Annotated in this window: 1 protein-coding gene; it reads left to right on the top strand. The window is 58.8% G+C overall.

The window, feature by feature from the left end:
• Window positions 1-512: ATP-binding protein (locus P3R27_RS14695; protein WP_301399162.1), on the top strand; the 512-nt coding region annotated here is incomplete at both ends.

Consider the following 512-nt stretch of genomic DNA (forward strand, 5'->3'; position numbering starts at 1 on the left):
GAGCTGAAAAGCCCGCTGGCGGCGATCCGCGGCGCGGCGGAGATCCTGCGTGAACATCCTCCCCAGCCAGTCGCGATCCGCTTTACGGAGAATATTCTTGCGCAGAATGGCCGTATGCAGCGCCTGGTTGAGAAGCTGCTGCATCAGGCGAAGCTGGAGAACCGTCTTGAGATCGCCTTTGTGCCTGTTGAGATGAGTGTGTTGTTTCAGCAATTGCAGGAGGAGCGAAGCGCGGTGGCAGCGGCAAAGGCGCTAAACCTTGTTTTTGAAGCCAACGATGCGGTGGTGGCGGGTGATAAAGAGCTGCTGGCGCAGGCGGTGGGAAACCTGCTGGATAATGCCATCGACTTTACACCTGCTGGTGGCAATATTGTGCTGCGCGCCGCAGAGGAAGCCGACAAGATAGTCATCACGGTGAGCGACAGCGGTGCCGGTATTCCTGATTATGCGCTGCCGCGCATCTTTGAGCGCTTCTACTCCCTGCCGCGCGGAAATGGGCAGAAGAGCAGCGG

The sequence above is a fragment of the Enterococcus spodopteracolus genome, from assembly GCF_030441955.1.
Classification (GTDB): domain Bacteria; phylum Bacillota; class Bacilli; order Lactobacillales; family Enterococcaceae; genus Enterococcus_B; species Enterococcus_B spodopteracolus.